Below are 18,161 nucleotides of genomic sequence, written 5' to 3' on the forward strand. Positions count from 1 at the left end.
ATATCATAAAAACAGTGCTGTTGAAAAAAGAGCGAAAATCACCATTTAAGGGGGGTGTCATGCCGGAAAATGTCGCAGGCCCGATCCATGTTCTTTTCAACAACAAGTCATTGAGAAAAATCTTCCTTGCGTTGCGGGTCCCCCTGGGGGGGCTGCTTTTCGTATTGCTGCTTGTCCGGGTCGAGCCCGGCTGGTTTGTGCCCGGTCTGCTGGTGTCGGTGGTGGGGCAACTGATTCAATTGTGGTGCATGTCCACCATCAAAACCCGGAAACGTCTCACGGTCACCGGACCGTATATGTTTGTAAGAAACCCCATGTACCTGGGGCGGTTTCTGTTTGTGTTCGGCATCGTGATGGTAACCGGGAGCCCCTGGTGGCTGGCAGGGTTTTCCATTGTCTACTATTTTTACATGGTCAACAGGGTAAGGCGTGAAGAGCGGATTCTGGAAGATCTGTTCGGGGAGGAGTACACGTCCTATTGCCGGGATGTGCGCCCGTACCGCCCGGGGATGAAGCGGTTTGACCCGGCAGGGCTGTGGTCTTTCAACAGGGAAAGTATCGTTCAGAACAACGTGGTGACCAACATTGCCTTTCCCTGTCTGCTTTATGCCCTTCTCTTTGTCTCTGTTCTTCTCCAATCCGGTTGAGGGGAGCCCCAGGGACGAGGTCAGGCCCTGCGGCCTGCTTTTGTGCTCAAGGGGTAGCCCTTGAGGAACCATAAAAAGCGAATGCGATTCAAGGCGTCCAGGTGCTCCTGCCGGGCTCTGTCCAGGGAGCCGGGTTTCTTTTTGCGCCAGTTTTTGTAAACCCCGGACAAATCAATGTCCTTCATGAGCTTGTGCAGGGCCCGGGGGGTGTTTTCCAGGTTCAGGCTGGACTGGAAATCCAAAAGGGCAGGGCGCCCCTTGTCCGTCACCAGGATGTTCCGGTGGTTTCGGATATCCAGGTGGACCATGTTGTGCCGATGCATGCGTTTCACCAGGTCTTCAAATTCAAAAAAGAAGTCATCACTGATCAACTCCGCAGGCGTTTCCTTCAAGGTTGTACCGGGCTGGTACTGATAACACACCGCATACATATCCAGAAAAAACGGGTCGGCAGGGATGCCGTCAAGGCCTTTGAGTTTTTTCAGGGCCAGAAATTCCCTTTTGGCCATCAGGCGGCCCCAGGTTTTTTTGATGACCGGGGGGCAGCGGGAGAAGTCTTTGACAACCCAGGTGGTTTGCCCCTGGGTGTATTGATAGAGCTGCGCATTGCCCCATCGTCCTTTGGAAATGACCTTGTACTCACCGGATTCCAAATCTCGTCGAGTAAACGATTTTCCCATGGTTTTTGGCCTTTTTCTGCATGGTGTGGTTGGTTGGATATATAAATCGGTTCATGGTCTTCCGTCAGTAGCGGCACAACGGCTCCATGCCCTGGCCCGCAGGTGCGGCGGCGTGAGGCAGAACCGCAGGGAAGGCCCTGAAACTGCGTGGTTTTAAAAGAGAACATGGTAAACCTGCCGGGTAAAAGGTGGCGACTCGTTACCGAGGCAAATGGGCTCCTGCCATGGGTGATGCGTCACCCTGATGAACGGTCAGGTCCGGTGTGTACTGGCTGTGCCTACATGCTGGGAGGGTATTGCTGAAGATCGATGACGCAGGTTGCGTGCCTTGCGGTGCACGGTCGTCGTCCCGGGCGTGCCCGAAACACTCTTCTGATTTCGTGTCCAACCGTATGTCTATGGTGCCCTTTTGCTGCCGTGTCGTTGGCTGTCTTGTGCTTCCAAACGGGACGGGGGCCAAGGCACCATGGGGGGTATTATACCCTCCTTTTAATCCGGGTTCAAGCACCCCCCGAGAACGGGGGCGCATTCTCATCGGGAACTTCCCGCACAGGGGCGGCCTTTCTTTTTTTGTTGTTTTTTATCAGGCACTAAGGGTACTCTGTTTATCATCCTGCTATTCCTGCCATAACCTGTTGTCAAATCATTGACAACCCATTCACGCGGCCATTCTGAGTGTGCCCGTCCATGAGAGACGGCCTTTCCTGCATCATGCGGAGACCACATGCCGATTTTCCGAACGCTGCCCGTCGGCATCCGTGAGTGCTCTGTCTTTGCGTTTTCTTTGTCTCTTTATCGGAGGCATGCATGAATCCACGATGGAATGACAAAAAGGACTTGGAGGTTTCTATGAAGATGACTGACGGATTCCGGATGTTCTTTCGACGTGCCATGCTTTTGCTGATGGGGGCTGTTTTGTTGTCTGCCTGTGCAACGGCCGACACACCCCCACCCATGGCAGACGTTCCCGAGATAAAGCCGGGAATTCTTAAAGGGTACCTGCCCTCGGAAGCCCTGCCCAACAGTCTGGCCCTGATTCCCCTTCCCCCGGAAGAGGGTTCCGCCGCCTTTGGCTTGGACACCGATGTTCAGAAGCGAAGCAGTAAATTTGTGGATACGCCTCGCTGGGAGCTGGCTGCCGTGGATGCGGAGTTGATGTTTCCCGCCGCGGCCGAGACCTTCTCCTGTGCCCTGGGGATCGCCATTACAAAAGAGGAAACCCCCTATCTGTATCGCCTGTTGAGGCGAAGCCTGGCCGATGCGGGCCTGTCCACCTACACGGCCAAAGACCACTACAAGCGTGTGCGCCCCTTTGCGGCGAAGGCAGAGCCCACCTGTTTTCCCAAGGATGAGGACCATTTGAAAAACGACGGGTCCTATCCGTCGGGTCACACCGCCATTGGGTGGGCCTGGGCGCTGATTCTCACCGAGATTGCCCCGGAACGCTCCGACAGGATCATTGCCCGCGGCAGGGCCTTTGGGGAGAGTCGGGTTATCTGTAACTATCATTGGTACAGTGACGTGATGGAGGGGCGGTTCATGGGGGCGGCTACCGTGGCGAAGCTGCACGCCGACCCGACGTTCTGCGCGGATCTGGCAGCGGCCAAGGCCGAGTATGCCGTGGCTGTGGCCAAGGGACTTGCCCCGTCCGGCGACTGCGAAGCCGAGGCCGAGACCCTGACAAGGTATCCCCTTCCCTGATGGTTACCGGTAAATGAAACGGTTTGTTGCGCCTGCTGTGGCCGTTTTTTCATGAAAAAGAAGGGTTATCGTGCCATGGTGGTGATGGTCAGGCTTGCTTCGGCGTGTGCGGCCTTTTTCTTCTTTTTTCGCATGAGGCCCCGGGTGGCCGCCACGGCCTTGGAAGGGGATGAGCCTCCCGTTTCAGGGCTGCCGACCTTGAACAGGCCGGTGGTCGGGTCTTGGAAGGTGCTGGGGACGTTTGCTTCAAGGTCGCCTGTGGCGGCATAGATTTGAACGGTCTCCACCCCAAAGGGGGCCACAGCTTCGAATTCGCCGAGTTCGATCCATTTCCCGGCATCGTCCGGGCCCACGTAGGAGATGAACCTGCGGTCCCCCGGGGCATCGTTGAGCTCCACCAGGTAGGTGTACGGGTTTTCCTTGAAGGCGTGGCCCATGAGGTAGAAGTAGCCCGGCCGGTTCATCCTGATGAGCAGGGTGATGGACTCACCGGATGTGTAAAGGAGGTCGGTTCGTCCGTCGGCAGTCTTGATATCCACGGAAAAGTCGCTGGAGACCACCAGCCCCGAGGCAATGAGCTTTTCAAAATCGAGGGTCTCGGGTTGCGTGCGGTAGCCCTGGCAGGCGGAGGGGAGAAAACAGGCCATGGCGGTTTGCAGGGTGTTCTGCTGCCGATCCATGAGGTGGCAGGTAAGCTCTATCCCCTGGCCCGTGACGGTGTACTCACCGATGAGAATGAAGGCGGCGGAGGCAGGTGTCGGGCAGGTGTCCAGGAAGACCGAAAGGTGGTTTTTGACGGCGCTTGCAAAGGGGGTGACCTCACGGGACGCTCCCGTGGCGGGGGGAAAGATATAGATCCCTTTTTGGGTGAAGTGCCCGGCCATGCGCCTCAGGCCGTCGTCAAGGGTATCCGCCTTCTGCTCCAGTTTCCGGATCCGCGCTTTGAGACCGGCTTCGGTGACCTCCGAAGCAGCAGGGGCGACTCCTCCCAACAGGCGGGCCACGAGGCTGAGGCGCTGGAACCGGTCGAGGGCCGTGAGGGCCTCTTCGAGCACGGCGATTTTTTCCGCATGGCTTTTACAGGTGTCTGCCTTGGCCAGGGTCCGTGTGATGGCCCGGCGGGTCACTGCAATTTCGCTTGAATACAGGGGCAGGGCCTCTTCGGAGAGGCGCGCCGTGGCTGAAAATTCCGTGCCTGACGGCACAACGGACACTGTTGCCCCCAGAAGGGGCAGGCGGGATGAGATCTGAAGGTGCTTGGTTTTCATGGTCTCTGCCGTGGTGGCACGTTGGGTGACCACGGAGCTGAAGTCACTGACCACCTCCACGTGGATGGCGCAAAAGGGTGAAGGCGAAGGGCCTCTTTTTTCCGCCTGGTTGCGGGTGGGGCAGATGCCTGTGCCGGTATACTCCCGGGCCGAGAGGAGGGGGGGACTAAGCAGGAGAAGAAGGGGAAGAAGAAGGACGATTTTTTTCATGGCGGTCAGGGCCCCCTGGTGGTTGTTTCTGCGGATCGGGCGTCATACTTATCGTTTGTATACCGGAAAGGCTATATCACGTCTGTGATGCAAATCAATGTTCGCCGATTCGGGATATGGCATGGTACGAATGCATAAAGGATTTTTCCCGGGGAAACGGGGAGGAAAGAGTCGTCCTGAGCCCGGGGCGGCCAGTGCTGTGAACGGTTATCGCAGAGGAGTGAGTCAAGATGAAAAAAACAGTGATGTTGTCGGGAATTCTGGGGTTTCTCATGGTCTTCGGGTCTGTCTCCTGTGCCGGGCACGGGCAGCTGAAAGCCTTTCCGGAAGCTTCGGAGGGCATGGAGCGTTTTGTGATCGTGCTTCCGGAAAAGGCAAAAGACGAAGAGGACGCCAGCATGGTGGAGCTCATGGCGGGCAAGATGATGATGACCGACGGGGTCAACCTGGTGCGCCTGGGCAGCAGCATCGAGCCCCGCCCCCTTGAAGGCTGGGGGTACACCTATTATGAGGTGACGGGGTCGTCGGCCATGATGAGCACGATGATGGCTCCGCCCGAAGGCGCCCCCCAGGTGGAGGCCTTTGTCATGGGCACCCCCTTGAAGGTCCGCTACAACAGCAAGCTCCCCATCGTGGTTTATGCGCCGGAGGGGTATGAGGTGCGGTACCGTATCTGGGCGGCCTCGGAGACGGTTTCGACGGCGAATGAATTCGGGAATCCCCCCTTCGCTCAACGCGCTTTTCACCAACAGCGAGGTGACAACCTATGCGAAAGAAAAACGCCCTGGTCATCGGTATCGCAAACCGGGAGAGTATCAGCGCCGGAATTGCTGAAGAGCTTCATCGCAACGGCTATCGGATCGTGGCAACCTATCTTAACGAAAAGGCCCTGCGCCATGTCAGGGAAGTGACCGATCCCCTGGGGGTGGAGGAAGAGGCCCTGCTGCCCTTTGAGGTGGGCAATGCCGGGCAGCTGGATGCCATTGTTGAGTATCTGGGGGCCAGGGGCATGCGCCTTGACGCCATTCTCCACGGCATCGCCTACGCCTCGGAGATACGGAAAGAGCTTCACGAGGTATCCTGGAAGAGTTTTCGGGACTCGACCCGGATTTCCGCCTTCTCCCTGGTGGAGATCACACGCCGGATGCTGGACGCGGACGTCTTGAACCCGGGGTGCAGCATCCTGACCCTCTCCTATATCGGTTCCCATCTGGCGGTGGAGGGTTACAACATGATGGGCCCGGTCAAGAGCATTCTGGAGGCTCTGGTCCGCGGCCTTGCCTCGGAGCTCGGGGGCAAGGGGATTCGTGTGAACGCCCTCTCCCCGGGGCCTGTCATGACCCGGGCCGCCAGCGGCATCGGCGGGTTTTCAGACCTCATCAACCACGTGCGCAGCGCCACGCCCCTGGATCGCACCGCCACCTTGGAGGACATCGGAAATATCGCCTACGAGGTGATCACCAACCCGTCCATCAATGGGGGCTCCTATGTGGTGGATTGCGGGTCCAGCGTTCTGGTCCGTGTGGGCAAGGAGACCTGAGTCGAGTGCATTCAATACCTGCTTGTCAAATGTTTCAAACGTTTGGCCCCCGGCAGGGCCGCCGGAGGCGCCCTTCTTTTGCGCTTCTGCTTTATTTAAGGAGACCATGACCATGACGGACAAAAACGCCTTGATCATCGGGATTCGAAACACAGAGAGCCTCTGCACCTCCATTGCCGCCGAGGTGAAGAAAGCCGGTTACACCCTCTATGCAACCTATCAGGATGAGATGACCCGAAAGGATGTGGAACAGGTGGCCGAGGACCTGGGAATCCGCAAGCTCTTTAAATACGACGCAAGAAAGGACGAGGACCTGGATGCCTTTGTTGAGGCGTTTAAGGCCGAAGGGGTGAAGCTCGACGCCCTGGTCCACGGGATCTCTTACTCCACGGCGTCGGGGGCCAAGCTGAATTTGCCCCTGGTGAAGGTGGCATGGGGAGAGTTCACCGATGCCATCCGGGTGGGGGCCTTTTCCCTGGTGGAGGTCTCGGGAAGGCTTCTGGACGTGTTCCGGGAGGATGCCTCCATCCTGGCCGTTTCCCTTCGCTGGGGGCGGGTGGCGGTGCCCAATTTCAACGTGGTCTGTGCGGCCAAGGCCGCCCTGGAGTCCATGGTGCGGGGCCTGGCCCAGTCCCTGGGCAAGGCCAGGAAGATGAAGGTCAACGGCATCTCCCCCGGCTTTGTTCCCACATACTCCCTTGCCAAGGTGGGCAACACCCTGGAGCTGCTGGAAAAGGCAAGGGACGCCTCCCCCTTGAAAACCAACGTGAGAAAAGAGGACGTGGCGAGCCTGTCGGTGAGCCTTCTTGAAAACAACTCTATCTCCGGCATGGTCTACACCATCGATTGCGGGGTGGAGATCATAAGAAGCGGTGAGGGGACTAGCTTTTACACTTCCGGCTCGCCTGGCCGGCGGTGACCACAGGTCCCGTCGGTTTTTCTTTTTTTTCCTGAAAAAATTCAATCTGAAAATTGGTTTTCTCTTTTTCCCGGAAGGTGCGCACCAGGCCCATGAGGGTGTCGGCAGACGAGCGCATGGGGTCCAGGGCCTTCAGGCCCAGTTTGACGTACTCCCAGTTGTCCCGGAGCACCTGGGTGCTGAAGAAGGTCTCTTCCTTCACCGCGCCGATGGACACATCGTTGGAGATGTACCGGATGGACTTGTAGTCGGTGCCGTGGGTGGTGCCCATGGCCGAGGTGACGGCGTGGACGCTCAGGGTTTCGATGCGGTGGACCCTGTATGTGGTATCACCTAAGGTCAGCTCCTGGGGGACTGCAAGGTCCAGGGCTTCGAAGGCGGTGAACATACCGTTTGGCCGGGCCGGTTCCACCTTCAGGGGAAAGACCTCGTTTTTGTAGTGCAGCTCTGCCCTGACCACCTTGTGGTTTTTTACCCAGTAGTGGACCCGGTGCAGGAAAATATCTCCTTCTGGGTAACTGGCCAGATGGATTTCTTCTCCGTTGATCTCCAGCACTTCGATCCAGGAGCCGAAGTCCCTGTCCAGCTCGTCATGGTGGTACCATCGGTAGACGGTATCTCCGCAGCGGGTGGCTGGGGATACGTAGAAGGCTTCGTGGATGGGTTTATCCTTCATGCTGGACAGGGCGCTTTTCTCCACAACCCGTGAGATCATGGTGGTGCACCCTGTGCAGAGGACGAGGGCAACGGCGATCATGAGGACCGGGGTCGTTTTTTTCATTTTCTCTTATTCCGTGATGACGTCGGTGGCGAGTTTGAAGCCTGCGGCGAGCATCAGGCCTCCGGCTGTTTTTTGTACGGCGGCAACGGCATGGCGCCCGGTCATGGCCTGCCGAGCCCGGGACGCGAGCAGGGCGTAGCCGCAAAGCACCGAGGCGACCACCGTGGCCACGGTAAGGGTTGTCAGGGCGATGCCTGTGGGGGTGAGGGCGGAAAGGTCCATGAAGGCCGGGAGGAACCCGCAGTAAAAGAGGATCACCTTGGGGTTGGCCAGGGTGATGAAGAGCCCGCTGGTGTAGGATCGGCGCGAGGATGGGGCGGATTCCCGGGCTGTTTCATGGGGCCGCGCAGCAAGGAGGCGGATGCCGAGGTACGCCAGGTAGGCCCCTGCACAGAGCTTGATAAGGATAAAGCATTCGCCCAGGGCTTCGGCCACCATGGAGAGGCCGAAGACGGCGAAGAGAAGGTAACAGATGTCTCCGGTAACCAGCCCGGCGATAAGGCTCAGGGTACCGCGAAATCCGTGTGAGAGGGCGGTGGCCACGGTGGTGAGGACCCCCGGGCCCGGCGTCAGGGCCAGTACGACCATGGCGGCGGCCAGCCCTGCTAAGGAAAAGATGTCCATGATTCAGTGCTCCGATGCTGAGAAAAAGAAGTAAAGCCTGTATTGGAGCATCCTTTGTGGCAAATTTCAAGGCGCGAGTGCCGGGCAAGGGGCTGCAGGTCAGGGCTGACTCTTTTAAATGTTGCATCCGGCGGACCTGTCGGGAACCAACCTTTTGAAACTTTTGACTAACAGGCTTCGCTTTTTTGTGTGCACAGCCACCTTGCATGGCCATCTTGATTTTTACGTTTAGCGGAACGTTTTTGCGGAGCTTTTTTCAAAAAGCGACCCGCCGGAGGCAACGGATTTTTTCATGCGCTGGCCTTGGCGGCGGTGTCGGATCGCCCTGTTTTTTTTTGTCGCATGTGTTAAAGGTGATGGGGTTGCGGGACGATACGGGCCGTGATTTTTTTAAGAACCCACCATCGATCGGGAAATAACATAAGGGCATGAAACTGAAAAATACGGCACTGCTTATCGATTTTGAAAACCTCATCTGCGGGTTGAGCGGCAACAACTCGGCGGACAGCGACGAAGGGCTGTTTGACCCCTCCCTTCTGCTGAAGATCTCCGAAGACCAGGGCAAGCTCACCACGGCCTGGCCTATGCGGACTGGCGTCACCGGGACTACAACCAGCACCAGTTCAAGCTCTACCAGCACGGGGTGGAGCTGGTGCACGTTCTGGGCAAGGGCCAGAAAAACGCCGTGGATATGCGGATGGCCGTGGATGCCATGGAGATGATCTACGAGCGCCCCCAGATCGACCGGTACGTCATTGTCAGCGGGGACCGGGATTTTATCCACCTCCTGAAAAAGCTGAAGCTGCACAACAAAGAGATCGTGGGGGTCTCCCCGGAGAACTGTGCCTCGGAAGACCTGGCCGAGCTGTGTGACCGCTTCGTGAACTACGAGAGCCTGCAGGATATCTTTGATACGGAGCTGAGGCCCCACAGCGGCGGCAACACTGAAATGCTCAACGTCTTCAAGGCCCAGCTGCGAGACCTTCTGGAGCGACATGTGGGGGAGCAGGGGATTCTGGGGGCTCAGCTCAAATCCCTGATCCGCCGCCATATCTCCTCGTCCTTTGACGAGTCCCGGTACGGGTTTCGTAAGTTCATCGACCTGATCCTTGCCCTGGACGACGTCGCCACCGTGGAGCGCAGCGAGACCGTGGGGGATTTTTACATCAAGGCTGCCCGGTATGAAAACAGGGCTCCCAAAAGGGACGAAGCCGACGACATTATCCCCAAGCTTCGTGCCAAGCTCAGCGGACTCAACATCGACTGGGACCGTGCTTCCCGGGACGGCATGCTCGCCTTTATCCACGACAACATGGTCCGGGCCGAGACCTTCACCGTCAACTCCATCGTCGAAGACCTGGAGGGCATGACCTTTGACGACGGGCGCGTGGTGAGTTCCAGGAAACTCGACGGGTACATCAAGGTGTGCAACCACTCCAGCATGCTCCAGGTGCAGCCTGCAGGCACCGGCACCTTCCGGGACCGGGACATCGCCCTGAAATCCGAGTACCACGACATCGAGTCCTTTATCAGCCGCTTCGAGTACAGCCTGATCTACAAGATCAAGGAGATGCTCCCCGCCTCCCGAAGCGAGGCCATCGACATCTGCACCAAGCTACTGGAGCTGGTGCCCGAAGACGACGACAGCTATATCGAGCATATTCTGGGGCGCTTGCCCCAGAAGTTCGCCTGACAGCGGTTATCCGGTACGACGAACACGACGCCCTGTGGTGACTCACCACAGGGCGTTTTTTATTGCTGTGTTGCCTGGAGAAAGTCTGAGAGATCTGCCACGAAGCGTCGGGGGCGCTCCCACTGGAGCCCGTGGCCGGTGTCGGCGTAGAGCTTCAGGGTCGCATCCGGGATGTGGGTGCCCAAAAAGAGCTGCTCGGACGCGCCGAAGACCCCGTCTTGTTCTCCCCACAGGACCAGGGTGGGTGCGGCAATGGCGCTGAGCTGCTCTCGGTGGTCCACGGCCATGAGCGCCCCCAGGATCTTCTGCCACTCATCTGCCTTCAGCTTCATGCTCTCGTCCACCACGTGGTCCAAAAAGGCCTCGGGGACCGGGGCCGCCACAGTGCTTGCCTGAAATTCCCGAACAAACCCCCGGTCGATGGGGTCTTTCAACGTATCCACATAGGCTTTCAGTTCGGCCAGTACCTTGTTGTCGCTGCACGAGGCCCCCGAGCCGATGAGGACCAGCCCGGCGACCCTCTCGGGATGGGACAGGGCCACCTCCTGGGCGATGAAGCTGCCCATGGAGTGCCCCACCACCACGGCCCTGTCAATGCCGACCCGGTCCATGAATGCAGTGACGTCCGATGCAAAGAGCTCCATGGCATAGGACCCGGGCCTGCCCGAATTCCCGTGGCCGCGCATGGTGAGGTAAAAGGCACGGATCTCCCGGGGCATGAGGGGGGCAACGCGGCTGAAGGAGTCGTGGCTGTCGGTGTAGCCGTGGAGAAAGACAACGGCGATGCCGTCGGGGGACCCCTCTTCCAGGTACTCAAGGCAGAGGCCGGAGCCCAGGGTGATGGACCGGGTGGCCTGGGGGGTGGTGTCGGTTTTCTCTTTAGGAGGAGTGCATGCGGAAAGGTTCAGGAGGGCAAGGCCGACAATCAAAAGGGAACACACCGTCACTATCCGGGGTTGTTTCATGGGTCACCTCGTTGTGGGTTGCTGGTCGTGGGTTGCAGGCTCAAACGGGTCGTCGGTTGGATGGCAATTGTTTGACATTATAGCAAAAGTATGTATCTGGATCACTGGAATTCTGCCTGTTCCCCTGGCGATGCAAAAAATGGGACCGGTTGTTTTTTTTGTTGAGGAATAAAACTGCAGTTGCTTGATTTTAAACAGATAATTTTTTCGGATTGGCTTTGGGGACAGCCGGGCTGACAAAAATCTGCGGCAGGCTATTGATCTGTGAAAATTATGTTGCTATGGTAACGTTACTATGGCAACAAAAAAGACAGGACCCAAAGAATTTGTGATGTTCGATCACCCCGTGATTCCGAACCGGGATGCTAGGGGCATGATTATTCATTTGCTGGATATTGAGATTGGAGCGGGGATCAGACGGCGTTTCGAAGCAGCCGGGGCCGCCATCACACCGGAGAACTTCGTGGTACTGGCCATGCTCGTGAATCAGGAGGGTGTTCACCAGAGCGAGCTGGCACGGCTTACCCGGAAAAACCGGCACAACATGGCCCGCATCATCGCCTGCCTGGAGCAGAAGGGCTATGTCCAGCGTCGCTCCGACGGCGGTGACAAACGCCGACAGCTTGTGTTCCTCACCGGTGAGGGGCGTTGCGTGCTGGATGAGTATGCCCCCATTGTCTCGGAGTTTTCTAGTCTGGTCTTTGACGGACTGTCCGATGAGGAGCTTGAGACCATGCAACGGATCCACCTTCAGATTTTGTCAAACCTGGGAGTCGAGGTGTAGGGGGCGTCAAAGCCTCCCCCGATGCCGAGGCACACACTTTATTCTGCTGCCTTTTTTCAAGGCGGCACCGTTATTCGGAGACGACGCCGGGCCCTGGCAGGAAGGGCGGCCAACCTGTCGTCCCGAACCGCAGGGTTTGGGCCACTTCGTTTTCCTAACTATTTCACTGAGCCAAAAACCATCAGGATAACCGCCTTGTTTCCAAGGCTTGCCCCTTTGGGGCTTTTTTAGTCGATCTGCGTGTTTACGCGCCGGATAAAGACCGCTATCTCTGCGCGGTCGATCATGGTTCCCCGGTTGGTCCGGGGGCTGAAGAGGTCAAAAAAAAGTATGATTCGGAGACACACCATCATGAGTGAACGATCAACATCAGCATTGCGCAACCCGTATCGCCCCGCAGGGGTCATGGCCGTGATCGGCGCCGTGATCCTGGGGCTCGTCGTGATACCGTCCGTCAGCCTGGCCCAGGGGCCCGGCCCCAAGGCCCCCGTTTCGGCCATGTCATTGAAAAAAACATCCATTCAGTACACCCAGACTGTTCCCGCACGGGTCAACGCCTTTAAGGTGGCTGAAGTCAGGCCCCAGGTCACGGGCATCGTGACCAAGCGCTTTTTCGTGGAAGGCGGCCTGGTGAAGAAGGGGCAGCCCCTCTACCAGATTGACCCGTCCACCTATCAGGCGGTGTATGCCTCGGCCATGGCCAACCTCCTTCAGGCCAAGGCCCAGCTGGAGACCACCCGGGCCCGGGAGGAGCGTTACGGACGGCTGGTGGAGGACAAGGCGGTGAGCCGTCAGGAGTACGACGATGCCCACGCCGCGCTGCTCAAGGCCCGCGCGGCCATTGCCGTGGCCGAAGCTTCCGTGGCCCAGGCCAAGATCAACGTGGACTATACCCGTGTCTACGCCCCCATTACCGGGCGCATCGGCAAGTCAACGGTCACGGAAGGGGCCCTGGTTACAGCCAACCAGCCCCAGATGATGGCCAAGATTACCCAGCTGGACCCCATCTATGTGGACATGCAGCAGGCCCGTGAGAAGCTCTTTGAGTTCAAGGCAAAAAGCGTTAATACCGAAAAAGTCGAGGTGGCCCTGGATTACGGGGACAAGGACGGGGCTTACGGCCACAAGGGGGAACTCCAGTTCTCCGAAGTTACTGTGGATCCCACCACCGCCTCGGTGGTCTTAAGGGCCCTGTTTCCCAACCCCAATGAAGAGCTGTACCCCGGCTTTTTTGCCAGCGCCACCCTCTACCTGGACAAGGCCGATGTGATTCTGGTGCCCCAGAAGGCAGCCATCCTCCAGCCCAGCGGGAAACGGATCGTGTGGGTGGTGGATCAGGAGAGCAAGGTGCACCCCCGCCCCATCGAGGTGGACGGAGCCTACGGGAACAACTGGATCGTGAAAGGCGGCATCTCCGAAGGAGAATCCATTGTGACCGAGGGCTTCCAGCGCCTGCGACCCGGCACCGATGTCGAGGTCTCACCCGCCAAACTGGCCCTGGTCGATTAGGGCCGCTTCCACAGACAGCAGATTATCCAGATCCGGTGCCGGTGTCTGTCCGCCCCGACAAAGGGGGGACTGTACCCGCACCGGGCTTACCGATTTACGTCATGTAAGGACACACAGTCATGTCTCGTTTTTTCCTTGATCGCCCGGTGTTTGCCTGGGTGGTCGCTTTGCTCATCATGCTGGCAGGGGTTTTGTCCATTCCGCAGATGCCGGTGGAACAATACCCCACACTGGCACCGCCACAGATCTCCGTGAGCACCTTTTACCCGGGGGCTTCCGCGGACACGGTTCAGAACTCGGTAACCCAGGTCATCGAGCAGCAGCTCACCGGCATCGACAACCTCCGGTACTTCAGCTCCTCCTCCGACGCCACGGGCAAGGTGGAGATCAAGGTGACCCTGGAGCCGGGCACCGACCCGGACATCGCCCAGGTCCAGGTGCAGAACAAGGTGCAGACCGCCATGCCCCAGCTCCCTTCTGCGGTTCAGTCCCAGGGGGTGGTGGTGGAAAAAGCGTCCACCTCCTTTCTGTTCGTGACCAGTTTTCATTCCACCAACCCGGACATCGACCAGACCTACCTGGCCGACCTGGTGGCCTCCCGCATCCAGGACCCCATCTCCCGCGTCAAGGGCGTGGGATCGGTGAGCACCTTTGGCTCGCCCTACGCGATGCGGGTGTGGCTGGACCCGGACCGTCTCTACTCCTACAACATCTCCACCAATGAGGTGGTACAGGACCATCAAAGACAACCCTGATGTGGCGGGCGGCCATCGGCGCCTGCGGTGGAGGGGCAGGAGATCAACGCCACCATCCTGGCCCAGTCCCGGCTCAAAACCGCGGACCAGTTCCGGGATATTATCCTGCGCGTCAATGAGGACGGCTCCCAGGTGCGCCTGAAGGACGTCTCCACGATTTCCCTGGGGGAGGAAACCTACGGCACCCTGGTGGAACGCAACGGGGTGCCCGCAGCGGCCTTTGGCGTGAGCCTGGCCACCGGGGCCAACGCCCTGGATACGGCAAAGCGGGTAAAGGATAAGCTGGCCGAGCTCTCCGAGTACCTGCCGGACGGGGTGAGCTACTCCTTTCCCTACGACACGACCCCCTTTGTGGAGATCTCCATCGAGTCCGTGGTCCACACCCTTCTGGAGGCCATTGTCCTCGTCTTTTTCGTGATGCTGCTGTTCCTGCAGAACTTCAGGGCCACCCTCATCCCCACCCTGGCGGTGCCGGTGGTTCTGCTGGGTACCTTTGCGACCCTGCACCTGTTCGGGTTCACCATCAACACCCTCACCATGTTTGCCATGGTTCTTGCCATCGGCCTGCTGGTGGACGACGCCATCGTGGTGGTGGAGAACGTGGAGCGCGTCATGGCCGAGGAGGGGCTCTCGCCCCTGGAGGCCACCCGGAAATCCATGGACCAGATCACCGGCGCCCTGGTGGGCATCGGCATGGTGCTGTCCGCCGTGTTTATCCCCATGGCCTTCTTCTCCGGATCGGCAGGGGCCATCTACCGTCAGTTCTCCCTGACCATCGTGGCGGCCATGACCTTTTCGGTGATCGTGGCCCTGATTCTGACCCCTGTTCTCTGCGCCACCATCCTCAAACCGGTGGCCGCCGGGCACGGTGAGAAAACCACCGGCTTTTTCGGTTGGTTCAACCGGGTGTTCAACAAGGCCCGGGGGGGCAGCCACATGGCTTCGGGCCGCATCGCTCGCAACTGGAAACGTTCCATGGCGGTCTACCTCTTGATTTTTGTGGGGCTCGGGGTTCTGTTCGTACGCATCCCCACCGGCTTTCTGCCGGACGAAGACCAGGGCGTGCTCATCGTCCAGGTCTCCACCCCGGCTTCGGCCACGGCAGCCCGTACCGCAACGGCCCTGAAGAAGTACACCGATTACATGGACGCCAACCTGGCCGATCAGTTCCGGGAGTACATGACCGTGGTGGGGTACAGCTTCTCCGGCTACGGCCAGAACACCGCCATCTCCTTTGTCAACCTCAAGGACTGGGAAGACAGGGACATGACGGTGATGGAGATTGCCGGGCAGATCACCCAGGCCATGTCCCAGGTGAAGGACGCCATGATCTTCGCCTTTTTCCCGCCGGCCATTATCGACCTTGGTAACGCTTCCGGCTTTGACCTCCAGCTCATCGACTACGTGGGCGCCGGGCACGAGAAACTCATGGAGGCCCGGGACCAGTTGCTCTCCAAGGCCCGTCAGAACCCGAAACTGGTGGGTGTACGGCCCAACGGACTGGACGACGTGCCCATGTACAAGATTGAGCTGGATATGGAAAAGGCTCGGGCACTGGGCCTGTCCATCGGCGAGATCAACGCCAGCCTTCAGACGGCCTGGGGCTCGGCGTACGTCAACGACTTCATGGACAACGGCCGCGTGAAAAAAGTCTATGTCCAGGGGCAGGCCGAAGACCGCATGCAGCCTTCGGACATCGACAAGTGGTACGTGAAAAACAGCCAGGGCAAGATGGTGCCGTTCACCTCCTTCTCCACGGGATACTGGACCTACGGGTCTCCCCGACTGGAGCGGTTCAACGGATACTCCTCCATCAACATCCAGGGGGCCAACGCCCCCGGCGTCTCCACAGGTGAGGCCATGGCCGAGATGGAAAAACTGGCCGAAGAGCTTCCCGAGGGCATCGGGTACGCCTGGTCCACCACCTCCTATGAGGAGAAGCTCTCCGGGTCCCAGGGCCCTGCGCTGTATGCCATCTCCATCATCATCGTGTTCCTGAGCCTGGCGGCCCTTTATGAGAGCTGGTCCATCCCCTTCTCCGTACTCCTGGCCCTGCCTCTGGGGGTCGTGGGGTCGGTTGTGGCTGCCCTGGCCTTTGGCCTGAGCAACGACGTCTACTTTCAGGTGGCCCTTTTGACCACCGTGGGCCTGTGTGCGAAAAACGCCATCCTCATCGTGGAGTTCGCCAAGGAACTCTACGAATCAGGCACACCCTTGATGGAAGCGGCCCTGGAGTCGTTCAAGCTGCGTTTCCGACCCATCATCATGACCTCCATGGCCTTTGTTCTCGGGGTGCTCCCCCTGGCCAAGTCCAGCGGGGCGGGGGCGGCCAGCCAGAACGCCATCGGCCTGGCCATCATCGGCGGCATGTTCGGGGCCACCTTCCTGGCCATCTACTTCGTGCCCCTGTTTTTCGTTCTCGTCGAGCGTGTCTCGTCATTCAAAAGCAAAAAGAAGCCTGCCCTGGAGCTGGGCGAGGGTGAGGTGAAGTAAATGAAACGAATTGCAACCGTTGTGCTGGCCGGGGCCCTGATGATGTCGGGCTGCTCCCTGGCCCCGACATACAAGCGCCCGGACTCGGTGAGCACAAAGCTGGTCCTGGGTTCGGAGAACGCCTCGAGTTGGGATCAAGGCCTTGCCAGCGACATCCCCTGGCGGAGCTTTTTCCAGTCCCCTGCCCTGCAGCAGGTGGTGGAGACCGCCCTGGCCAACAACCGGGACCTGAAGACCGCGGCCCTGAACGTCCAGAAAACCCAGGCCCTCTACCGCATCGAGCGCTCCAAGCTCCTGCGGAGATCAACGACGAGTTAGGGGAGTACAAAAAGGATTTTGGCGGCAATACCGCCGAAACCTACACCGCCGGCCTGGCCATGCCCGCCTATGAGCTTGACCTGTTTGGGCGGGTGGACAATCTGAGCCAGGTGGCCCTGAACAACTACCTGGCCACCGAAGAGGCCAGGAAAAGCATCACCATCTCGCTCATCGCGCAGGCGGCCAATGCCTACCTGCAGCTCACCAGCGACATGGAGACCCTGACGCTCTCCAAGGAGTCCCTGGAGACGCGTCGCCAGACCTATGAGCTGGTGGACAAGAGCTATCGGAACGGCGTGGCCACCCGTCAGGATCTCTCCCAGGCACGAATCGCCCTGGAGTCCGCCCGTGTGAACACGGTGCTGTACACCCGGCTGGTCCAGCTGGACAAGAACGCCCTGGTGCTGATCCTGGGGACCCGGAATCTGGAAGGGATCCCCATGGCGGCAAACCTCGAAAAATCGTCGGTTATGGATGAGATCCCCGTGGGACTCTCCTCCGAGGTGCTGCTGAATCGACCGGATATCCTCCAGGCCGAGTTTTCCCTGAAGGCGGCAGGCGCCAATATCGGGGCTGCGCGGGCTGCTTTTTACCCGCGTATTGCCCTCACCGGCAGCCTCGGCTACTCCAGCACGGACCTGGGAGACCTCTTCTCCTCCTCGGACGCCGGTGCCTGGGGCCTTGGGCCCTCCATCTCCATTCCCATCTTCAACGGCGGGCGGAACAAAGCCCTGCTTAAAGCCGCGAAGATTGATCAGGAGATTGCCGTGGTGAATTATGAGAAAACCCTGCAGGTGGCCTTTAAAGAGGTGGCCGACGCCCTGGCAGCCCGGGAGACTTTGGGGCGCCAGCTGGAGGCCCAGGGGATGCTGGTTCAGGCAAGCCAGGAGGCCTACGACCTCTCCCTGAGGCGCTACACCGAAGGGGTGGACTCTTTCCTGAGCGTCCTGGACGCCCAGCGCTCCCTGTTTGCCTCCCAGACCACCCTCATCGACCTGCAGCGCCAGGAGCTGGCCAACAGGGTGAGCCTCTACAAGGTCCTGGGCGGAGGGCTTGAAGAGCAGGCGAAAGCGACTTCATAACCAAGGCGCAGCGATAAAAAAATGCCGCTGCACCCGCAACGGCATTCATGAATACGACATCTCCTTGTCGATAAGACGTTTGCCGTCCCCGGTTTTCCGGGGGCGGCAAACGTTTTTTTTTGTGTAACGGCTCAGCTTGCCTCCGGCAATAAGCTCTTGAGGTGGCTCACCTCACCGCTGGAGGCAGGCTTT

15 protein-coding genes and 1 pseudogene are annotated in these 18,161 nt (G+C 59.0%); 11 read left to right on the top strand and 5 right to left on the bottom strand.

What is annotated here, in order from left to right; genetic code table 11:
• Nucleotides 1-59 precede the first annotated feature (59 nt).
• Nucleotides 60-647, top strand: coding sequence for a methyltransferase family protein (locus ACOYW2_RS27745; protein WP_482768691.1), 588 nt, complete (start codon nucleotides 60-62; stop codon nucleotides 645-647).
• Nucleotides 648-667: 20 nt separating this feature from the next.
• On the opposite strand, the gene ACOYW2_RS27750 is transcribed toward ACOYW2_RS27745, so the two are convergent.
• Nucleotides 668-1,327: an RIO1 family regulatory kinase/ATPase domain-containing protein gene (locus ACOYW2_RS27750; protein ID WP_482414440.1), complete on the bottom strand. Its 660-nt coding sequence runs from the start codon at nucleotides 1,325-1,327 to the stop codon at nucleotides 668-670.
• Between the two features lie 849 nt (nucleotides 1,328-2,176).
• On the opposite strand from ACOYW2_RS27750, the gene ACOYW2_RS27755 reads away from it, so the two are divergent.
• Nucleotides 2,177-3,028, top strand: coding sequence for an acid phosphatase (locus ACOYW2_RS27755; protein WP_482768692.1), 852 nt, complete (start codon nucleotides 2,177-2,179; stop codon nucleotides 3,026-3,028).
• 65 nt (nucleotides 3,029-3,093) lie between these two features.
• Here ACOYW2_RS27755 and ACOYW2_RS27760 read toward each other — a convergent pair whose 3' ends face one another.
• Nucleotides 3,094-4,506, bottom strand: a complete 1,413-nt coding sequence (locus ACOYW2_RS27760; protein WP_482768693.1) for a hypothetical protein — start codon at nucleotides 4,504-4,506, stop codon at nucleotides 3,094-3,096.
• A gap of 230 nt (nucleotides 4,507-4,736) precedes the next feature.
• Between ACOYW2_RS27760 and ACOYW2_RS27765 the strand changes: the two genes are divergently transcribed.
• From ACOYW2_RS27765 to ACOYW2_RS27775, 3 genes are all read left to right on the top strand, one after another.
• Nucleotides 4,737-5,417: an ecotin family protein gene (locus tag ACOYW2_RS27765; RefSeq protein WP_482420874.1), complete on the top strand. Its 681-nt coding sequence runs from the start codon at nucleotides 4,737-4,739 to the stop codon at nucleotides 5,415-5,417.
• Complete coding sequence (locus ACOYW2_RS27770; RefSeq protein WP_482423854.1) at nucleotides 5,333-6,046, top strand: enoyl-ACP reductase FabI; 714 nt, start codon at nucleotides 5,333-5,335, stop codon at nucleotides 6,044-6,046. Before ACOYW2_RS27765 ends, ACOYW2_RS27770 begins: the two co-directional genes overlap by 85 nt.
• Before the next feature lie 112 nt (nucleotides 6,047-6,158).
• Entirely contained in the window at nucleotides 6,159-6,965 is an 807-nt protein-coding gene (locus ACOYW2_RS27775; protein ID WP_482768694.1) for an SDR family oxidoreductase, read from the top strand.
• Here the strand turns inward: ACOYW2_RS27775 and ACOYW2_RS27780 are convergent.
• Both ACOYW2_RS27780 and ACOYW2_RS27785 read right to left on the bottom strand, forming a co-directional pair.
• Nucleotides 6,928-7,746 carry a hypothetical protein gene (locus tag ACOYW2_RS27780; protein ID WP_482768695.1) on the bottom strand — a complete coding sequence of 273 codons (819 nt, stop codon included), beginning with the start codon at nucleotides 7,744-7,746 and terminating at the stop codon, nucleotides 6,928-6,930. The genes ACOYW2_RS27775 and ACOYW2_RS27780 overlap by 38 nt on opposite strands.
• A gap of 6 nt (nucleotides 7,747-7,752) precedes the next feature.
• Entirely contained in the window at nucleotides 7,753-8,370 is a 618-nt protein-coding gene (locus ACOYW2_RS27785) for a LysE family translocator (RefSeq protein ID WP_482768696.1), read from the bottom strand.
• 577 nt (nucleotides 8,371-8,947) lie between these two features.
• Here ACOYW2_RS27785 and ACOYW2_RS27790 point away from each other — a divergent pair.
• The gene (locus ACOYW2_RS27790) at nucleotides 8,948-10,063 is read left to right on the top strand and encodes an NYN domain-containing protein (protein WP_482771095.1); all 1,116 of its coding nucleotides are present in this window, start codon (nucleotides 8,948-8,950) and stop codon (nucleotides 10,061-10,063) included.
• Nucleotides 10,064-10,122: 59 nt separating this feature from the next.
• Here ACOYW2_RS27790 and ACOYW2_RS27795 read toward each other — a convergent pair whose 3' ends face one another.
• On the bottom strand, nucleotides 10,123-11,028 hold the full coding sequence (locus ACOYW2_RS27795) for an alpha/beta fold hydrolase (protein WP_482768697.1): 906 nt from the start codon (nucleotides 11,026-11,028) through the stop codon (nucleotides 10,123-10,125).
• 373 nt (nucleotides 11,029-11,401) lie between these two features.
• Between ACOYW2_RS27795 and ACOYW2_RS27800 the strand changes: the two genes are divergently transcribed.
• The 5 genes and pseudogenes from ACOYW2_RS27800 (at nucleotide 11,402) to ACOYW2_RS27820 (ending at nucleotide 17,969) form a co-directional block, all read left to right on the top strand.
• Nucleotides 11,402-11,812: a MarR family winged helix-turn-helix transcriptional regulator gene (locus ACOYW2_RS27800; RefSeq protein ID WP_482414450.1), complete on the top strand. Its 411-nt coding sequence runs from the start codon at nucleotides 11,402-11,404 to the stop codon at nucleotides 11,810-11,812.
• Between the two features lie 351 nt (nucleotides 11,813-12,163).
• Nucleotides 12,164-13,321: an efflux RND transporter periplasmic adaptor subunit gene (locus ACOYW2_RS27805; RefSeq protein ID WP_482420879.1), complete on the top strand. Its 1,158-nt coding sequence runs from the start codon at nucleotides 12,164-12,166 to the stop codon at nucleotides 13,319-13,321.
• Nucleotides 13,322-13,440: 119 nt separating this feature from the next.
• Nucleotides 13,441-16,569 (top strand): annotated as a pseudogene (locus tag ACOYW2_RS27810) (efflux RND transporter permease subunit).
• Entirely contained in the window at nucleotides 16,570-16,887 is a 318-nt protein-coding gene (locus ACOYW2_RS27815) for a hypothetical protein (protein WP_482768698.1), read from the top strand.
• Nucleotides 16,872-17,969, top strand: a complete 1,098-nt coding sequence (locus ACOYW2_RS27820; protein WP_482771096.1) for an efflux transporter outer membrane subunit — start codon at nucleotides 16,872-16,874, stop codon at nucleotides 17,967-17,969. Before ACOYW2_RS27815 ends, ACOYW2_RS27820 begins: the two co-directional genes overlap by 16 nt.
• The last annotated feature ends 192 nt before the right edge of the window (nucleotides 17,970-18,161 follow it).

This window comes from Desulfoluna sp. CLI2B (genome assembly GCF_056847375.1).

Coding starts and splice junctions, on each gene's coding strand:
- ACOYW2_RS27760 (WP_482768693.1), bottom strand. CDS start 4,506: ATGAAAAAAATCGTCCTTCTTCTTCCCCTTCTTCTCCTGCTTAGTCCC.
- ACOYW2_RS27795 (WP_482768697.1), bottom strand. CDS start 11,028: ATGAAACAACCCCGGATAGTGACGGTGTGTTCCCTTTTGATTGTCGGC.
- ACOYW2_RS27755 (WP_482768692.1), top strand. CDS start 2,177: ATGAAGATGACTGACGGATTCCGGATGTTCTTTCGACGTGCCATGCTT.
- ACOYW2_RS27800 (WP_482414450.1), top strand. CDS start 11,402: ATGATTATTCATTTGCTGGATATTGAGATTGGAGCGGGGATCAGACGG.
- ACOYW2_RS27750 (WP_482414440.1), bottom strand. CDS start 1,327: ATGGGAAAATCGTTTACTCGACGAGATTTGGAATCCGGTGAGTACAAG.
- ACOYW2_RS27780 (WP_482768695.1), bottom strand. CDS start 7,746: ATGAAAAAAACGACCCCGGTCCTCATGATCGCCGTTGCCCTCGTCCTC.
- ACOYW2_RS27805 (WP_482420879.1), top strand. CDS start 12,164: ATGAGTGAACGATCAACATCAGCATTGCGCAACCCGTATCGCCCCGCA.
- ACOYW2_RS27765 (WP_482420874.1), top strand. CDS start 4,737: ATGAAAAAAACAGTGATGTTGTCGGGAATTCTGGGGTTTCTCATGGTC.
- ACOYW2_RS27785 (WP_482768696.1), bottom strand. CDS start 8,370: ATGGACATCTTTTCCTTAGCAGGGCTGGCCGCCGCCATGGTCGTACTG.
- ACOYW2_RS27745 (WP_482768691.1), top strand. CDS start 60: ATGCCGGAAAATGTCGCAGGCCCGATCCATGTTCTTTTCAACAACAAG.
- ACOYW2_RS27775 (WP_482768694.1), top strand. CDS start 6,159: ATGACGGACAAAAACGCCTTGATCATCGGGATTCGAAACACAGAGAGC.
- ACOYW2_RS27815 (WP_482768698.1), top strand. CDS start 16,570: ATGAAACGAATTGCAACCGTTGTGCTGGCCGGGGCCCTGATGATGTCG.